The 5,386-nt window shown below is 67.8% G+C and carries 6 protein-coding genes; 5 read left to right on the plus strand and 1 reads right to left on the minus strand.

The features are described 5' to 3' along the window. The 3 genes from V7702_RS16485 to V7702_RS16495 form a co-directional block, all read left to right on the plus strand. Positions 1 to 122, plus strand: a 122-nt coding sequence (locus V7702_RS16485) for a His/Gly/Thr/Pro-type tRNA ligase C-terminal domain-containing protein (RefSeq protein ID WP_335651169.1), incomplete at its 5' end; no start/stop codon positions are given. A 35-nt stretch (positions 123 to 157) separates the two neighbouring features. Next, positions 158 to 1,393, plus strand: coding sequence for a lipoprotein-releasing ABC transporter permease subunit (locus V7702_RS16490; protein WP_335651165.1), 1,236 nt, complete (start codon positions 158 to 160; stop codon positions 1,391 to 1,393). Continuing rightward, positions 1,386 to 2,078 (plus strand): ABC transporter ATP-binding protein, encoded by a 693-nt coding sequence (locus V7702_RS16495; RefSeq protein ID WP_335651166.1) that lies wholly within the window; start codon positions 1,386 to 1,388, stop codon positions 2,076 to 2,078. Before V7702_RS16490 ends, V7702_RS16495 begins: the two co-directional genes overlap by 8 nt. Here the strand turns inward: V7702_RS16495 and V7702_RS16500 are convergent. After that, entirely contained in the window at positions 2,075 to 2,506 is a 432-nt protein-coding gene (locus tag V7702_RS16500) for a VOC family protein (RefSeq protein WP_335651167.1), read from the minus strand. The two genes, V7702_RS16495 and V7702_RS16500, sit on opposite strands and share 4 nt — an antisense overlap. Positions 2,507 to 2,601: 95 nt before the next feature. Between V7702_RS16500 and sidA the strand changes: the two genes are divergently transcribed. Next, positions 2,602 to 2,694: a cell division inhibitor SidA gene (gene sidA / locus V7702_RS16505; RefSeq protein WP_300579390.1), complete on the plus strand. Its 93-nt coding sequence runs from the start codon at positions 2,602 to 2,604 to the stop codon at positions 2,692 to 2,694. A gap of 36 nt (positions 2,695 to 2,730) precedes the next feature. Then, the coding region (gene dnaE, locus V7702_RS16510; RefSeq protein ID WP_335651168.1) for a DNA polymerase III subunit alpha at positions 2,731 to 5,386 on the plus strand (2,656 nt) is incomplete at its 3' end.

The raw sequence follows: 5,386 nt of genomic DNA on the forward strand, positions 1-5,386 counted from the left end.
CCTGGCAGCTGATCATCGGCCCCAAGGGCGTCGCCGAGGGCAAGGTCGAGATCAAGCGCCGCGCCACGGGCGAGCGCCAGTCCCTGCCGCTGGAAGACGCGCTCAAGGCGATCATCGCGTGAGCGGCGTGGCGCCGCCTTTCGGGCGCTGGGAGCGGATGCTCGCCAGCCGATACCTGCGCGCCAAGCGCAGTCAGGGCGGCGTGGCGCTGATCTCAATCATCTCCTTCGTCGGCATCATGCTGGCCGTGGCGGTGCTGATCATCGTCATGTCGGTCATGAACGGCTTCCGTACCGAGTTGCTCGACCGAACCCTGGGCTTCAACGGCCATGTCTTCGTCTCCGGCGGTTCGCTTTATGATCCCGAGGTGCGCACCCTGGCCGGAGAGATCGCCGCCCTGGACGGCGTGACCCAGGCCGCCCCCCTGATCGAGGCCCAGGCCATGGCTCTGGGCCAAGGCCAGATCAGCGGCGCCGTGGTCCGCGGCATCAGCGAGGCCGATCTGCGCCGCACCGAGATCGTGTCGGGTAATATCGTCCGCGGCTCCCTCGAAGGGTTTGGCGAGGGGGAATATGGCGGCGACCTGGTGCTGATCGGCGACCGGCTGGCCGAGACGCTCGGCGTCGGCCCCGGCGATCCCCTGACCCTGATCTCGCCCAGCGGCGGGGCGACGGCCTTCGGCTACACGCCGCAGCGCAAGACCTACACGGTCGGCGGCACCTTCAGCGTCGGCATGAGCGAGTACGACCAGCTCTTCATCTACATGCCGCTGGAGCAGGCCCAGCTGTTCTTCGCCCGCGAGGGCATGGTCGACGTGGTGGAGATCCGGGTGGCCGATCCCGACCGGGCGCCGGCCATGAAGGCGGCCATCGCCGAACTGGCTGGACCCGTGGCCATCGTCACCGACTGGACCCAGCGGAACGCCAGCTTCTGGAACGCCCTGAAGATCGAGCGCAGCGTCATGCGCCTGATCCTGATGCTGATCGTGGCCATCGCGGCCATGAACATCATTTCGGGCCTGGTCATGCTGGTGAAGAACAAGGGCCGCGACATCGCCATCCTGCGCACCATGGGCGCCGGGCGCGGGGCGATCCTGCGCATCTTCTTCATGGCCGGGGCCTCGGTCGGCGCGCTGGGCACGATCGTGGGCCTGGTGCTCGGCGTGCTGTTCTGCCTCTTCATCGGCCCCATCCAGAACTTCGTGGAATGGGTCACGGGCGCCGAGGTGTTCAGCTCCGACATCTATTATCTGGCTCACATCCCCGCCAAGGTCGATGCGGTCGAGGTGATGATCGTGGTGGGCTGGGCGCTGGCCGTCTCCTTCCTCGCCACCCTGCCGCCGGCCCTGCGGGCCTCGCGTCTCGATCCGGTGGAAGCCCTTCGCTATGAGTGACACGCCCATCCTGTCCGTCCGCGGCCTGGAGCGGACCTATGTCACCGGCGACCGCCGCCTGACCGTGCTGCAAGGCGTCGACATCGACGTGTCTCCAGGCGAGATCGTCGGGCTGATCGGGCCTTCGGGCTCGGGCAAGTCATCGCTGCTGCATGCCGCTGGCCTGTTGGAGCGTCCCAACGCCGGGGCGATCCTGATCGATGGCCGCGACTGCTCGGCCCTGAACGAGCGGGCGCGCACCCGGGTGCGGCTGGCCTCGATCGGCTTCGTCTACCAGTTCCACCACCTGCTGGCCGAGTTCAGCGCCCTGGACAATGTGGCCCTGCCGCTGATGATCGCCGGCGAAAGCCATGAGGCCGCGCGAGCCCGGGCCGGGGTCCTGCTGAGCCAGCTGGGCCTGGGCGAGCGGGTGGACCACCAGCCGGCGCAGATGTCGGGCGGGGAACAGCAGCGGGTGGCCATCGCCCGGGCGCTAGCCAACCGACCCCGGCTGCTGCTGGCCGACGAGCCCACCGGCAACCTCGACCCCAACACCTCGGCCGAGGTGTTCGCCAGCCTCTATGAACTGGTCCGCGAGACTGGGGTGGCCGCGCTGATCGCCACCCACAATCTCGAACTGGCCCGTCACATGGACCGCGTCCTGGCGCTCAAGGACGGGCACCTGGAGCCGCAGTCGATCTTCTAGGCGTCGTCCGCCTGGAAGGTGGTCGAGCCGTCGGCGGCGATGATCGCGCCCGGATTGTGGGCCACTTCCCACACATGGCCGTCGAGGTCGGCGAAGTAGCCGGAATAGCCGCCCCAGAAGACCGGCTCGGGGGGCTTGAGCGCCTTGGCGCCGGCCGCCAGAGCCTGGGCGAACATGGCGTCCACCTCTTCGCGGGACCGGCCGTTGATGGCGATGGTGACGCCGCTGAAGCGACCGTCGATCGGATGCCTGGCGTCCTTCGCCAAGGCCTGGCGGCCGAACAGCCCCAGGGCCAGACCCGGCAATTGATAGAAGCACACGCTGTCTTGGGCGCTGACCGGCGTCCAGCCGAGGCCAGCCTCATAGAAGGCCCGGGCTCGGGGAAGATCATCCACGCCGAGGGTGATCAGACTGACGCGTTGGTCCATGGGGGCGGCTCCGGAAGGTTGTTCACAGGGGGTGTTGACGGGGAGAACAAAACCAGAATAAGAACATAAATGGAACATCCACAAGGGGCTGCGTGATGATCATTCTTCTGGCGCGGGAATCGCTGGCATTTGTCGCCGTGGCGAGCTTCGTAGGTATGGTCTGTCAGTTCGCGTTTCTGGTCGGCTGACGGGGCGGGGCCATGGCTCGCGTGTCGGAGGCTCGAATGCAACAGCAGCAGGATGGCGGGTTCGTGCACCTTCGGGTGCGCTCGGCCTATTCGCTGCTGGAAGGCGCCATCAAGGCGGACGCCGTCGGCGCCCTGGCCGCCGCCCATGACATGCCCGCCGTCGCGCTCACCGACCGCACCAACCTCTACGGGGCGCTGGAATTTTCCGTCGCCACCCAGGGGCAGGGGGTCCAGCCCATCGTCGGCTGCGCCCTGGCGGTGACCGGCATCGGCGATCGCCAGCCGGAAAAGTGGGCGCGGACGCCGACCATCGTGCTCCTGGCCCAGAGCGAGGCGGGCTATCTCAATCTCTCGCGCCTGTCCTCCATGGCCTATATCGACAGTGTCGGCGGCGTCGAGGAGCCGGCCGTGGCCTGGGCCAAGGTGGTCGACCACGCCGAGGGGCTGATCCTGCTGTCGGGGGGCTGGGACGGCCCGGTCGATCCCCTGATGGCGGCGGGCAAGGTGGCCGAGGGCCGCGCGGCCCTGGAAGAGATGCTGCGCGTCTTCGGCGACCGCTTCTATGTGGAGCTTCAGCGCCACGGCCTGTCGGCCCAGGCCCTGGCCGAGCCGGAGCTTGTCGCCTTCGCCTATGAGCGCGACGTGCCCCTGGTGGCGACCAATGACGCCTATTTCGCCAAGCAGGAGATGCATCTGGCCCACGATGCGCTGCTGTGCATCGCCGATGGCGCCTTTGTCGGCCAAGATGAGCGTCGGCGGGTCAGCCAGGAGCACTGGTTCAAACCGGCCGCTGACATGCGCGCCCTGTTCGCCGACCTGCCGGAGGCCTGCGACAACACCCTCGACATCGCCCGGCGCTGCGCCTTCATGGTCCGCAAGCGCGATCCGATCCTGCCGCGCTTCCCCACCGAGGGCGACCGCACCGAGGCCGACGAACTGGCCCACCAGGCCCGGGAAGGCCTCAAGGGCCGGATCGCCCGCGGCCAGGCCAGCCACGCCCCGGAGGCGGAGTATTTCGAGCGGCTGGAACGGGAGATCGGGGTCATCACCCAGATGGGCTTCCCCGGCTACTTCCTGATCGTTGCGGACTTCATCAAGTGGGCCAAGGCCCACGACATTCCGGTGGGACCAGGGCGGGGCTCGGGCGCGGGCTCGCTGGTGGCCTATTCCCTGACCATCACCGACCTGGACCCGCTACGCTACGGCCTGCTGTTCGAGCGCTTCCTGAACCCCGAGCGGGTCTCCATGCCCGACTTCGACATCGACTTCTGCCAGGACCGGCGGGAAGAGGTGATCAGCTACGTCCAGCAGCGCTATGGCCGCGACCGGGTGGCGCAGATCATCACCTTCGGCACCCTCCAGGCCCGCGCCGTGCTGCGCGATGTCGGCCGGGTGCTGCAACTGCCGCTGGGCCAGGTGGACCGTCTGGCCAAGATGGTGCCGGCCAATCCGGCCAATCCGGTGACGCTGGCCAAGGCCATCGAGATCGAGCCGCGGCTGCAGGCGGCCCGGGACGAGGACGAGGCGGTTGCGCGTCTTCTGGATGTGGCCCTGAAGCTCGAGGGCCTCTATCGCAACGCCTCGACCCACGCCGCCGGCGTGGTGATCTCCGACCGGCCCCTGACCGAGCTGACACCCCTCTACCAGGACCCTCGCTCGGAACTGCCCGCCACCCAGTTCAACATGAAGTGGGTGGAGAGCGCCGGCCTGGTGAAGTTCGACTTTCTGGGCCTGAAGACCCTGACGGTGATCGACAAGGCGCTGAAGTTCATGGACCAGCGGGGCGCCCGCGTGGACATGGGCGTGCTTCCGGTGGACGACGCCAAGTCCTATGAGCTGATGTCGGCGGGCCACACGGTGGGGGTGTTCCAGATGGAAGGCCAGGGCATGCGCGACACCCTGCGCCAGCTGCGCCCCAACTCCATCGAGGACGTCACCGCCGTCGGCGCCCTCTATCGCCCGGGCCCGATGGACAACATCCCGGCCTTCGTGGACTGCAAGTTCGGCCGGCGGGCCATCGACTACCTGCATCCGTCCCTGGAGCCCGTTCTCAAGGAGACCTACGGGATCATCGTCTACCAGGAACAGGTGATGCAGATCGCCCAGATCCTGGCCGGCTACTCCCTCGGCGGCGCCGACCTGCTGCGCCGGGCCATGGGCAAGAAGAAGAAGGACGAGATGGCCGAGCAAAAGGCCATGTTCGTCGCCGGCGCCTCGGCCCGCGGGGTGCCGGAAAGCCAGGCGGCCTCGATCTTCGAACTGGTGGACAAGTTCGCGGGCTATGGCTTCAACAAGAGCCACGCGGCGGCCTATGCGGTGGTTTCGTACCAGACGGCCTGGCTCAAGGCGAACGCGCCGGTGGAGTTCTTCGCCGCTTCCATGAGCCTGGACATCGCCAACACCGACAAGCTGGCGGTCTTCTACCAGGACGCCAAGCGGTTCGGTGTGAAGGTCCGGGCGCCCGACATCAACGCCTCGGGCGCCGATTTCGAGGTCGAGGCCGGCGAGGTGCTCTACGCCCTGGGCGGCATACGCAATGTCGGCCTGGCGGCCATGGAGCACGTCGTCGAGACCCGCCGCGAAGGCGGTCCCTTCCGCGACATCTTCGACTTCGTCGAACGGGTTGATCCGCGCCAAGTGAACAAGCGCACCTTCGAGACCCTGGCGCGGGCCGGGGCCTTCGACTCCATTC

The sequence above is a fragment of the Phenylobacterium sp. genome (assembly GCF_036963605.1).
Classification (GTDB): Bacteria; Pseudomonadota; Alphaproteobacteria; order Caulobacterales; family Caulobacteraceae; genus Phenylobacterium.

Bases quoted from the DNA above. Each gene is read 5' to 3' on its own strand.
- V7702_RS16490 (WP_335651165.1), top strand. From the start codon at position 158: ATGCTCGCCAGCCGATACCTGCGCGCCAAGCGCAGTCAGGGCGGCGTG.
- V7702_RS16495 (WP_335651166.1), top strand. From the start codon at position 1,386: ATGAGTGACACGCCCATCCTGTCCGTCCGCGGCCTGGAGCGGACCTAT.
- V7702_RS16500 (WP_335651167.1), bottom strand. From the start codon at position 2,506: ATGGACCAACGCGTCAGTCTGATCACCCTCGGCGTGGATGATCTTCCC.
- sidA (WP_300579390.1), top strand. From the start codon at position 2,602: ATGATCATTCTTCTGGCGCGGGAATCGCTGGCATTTGTCGCCGTGGCG.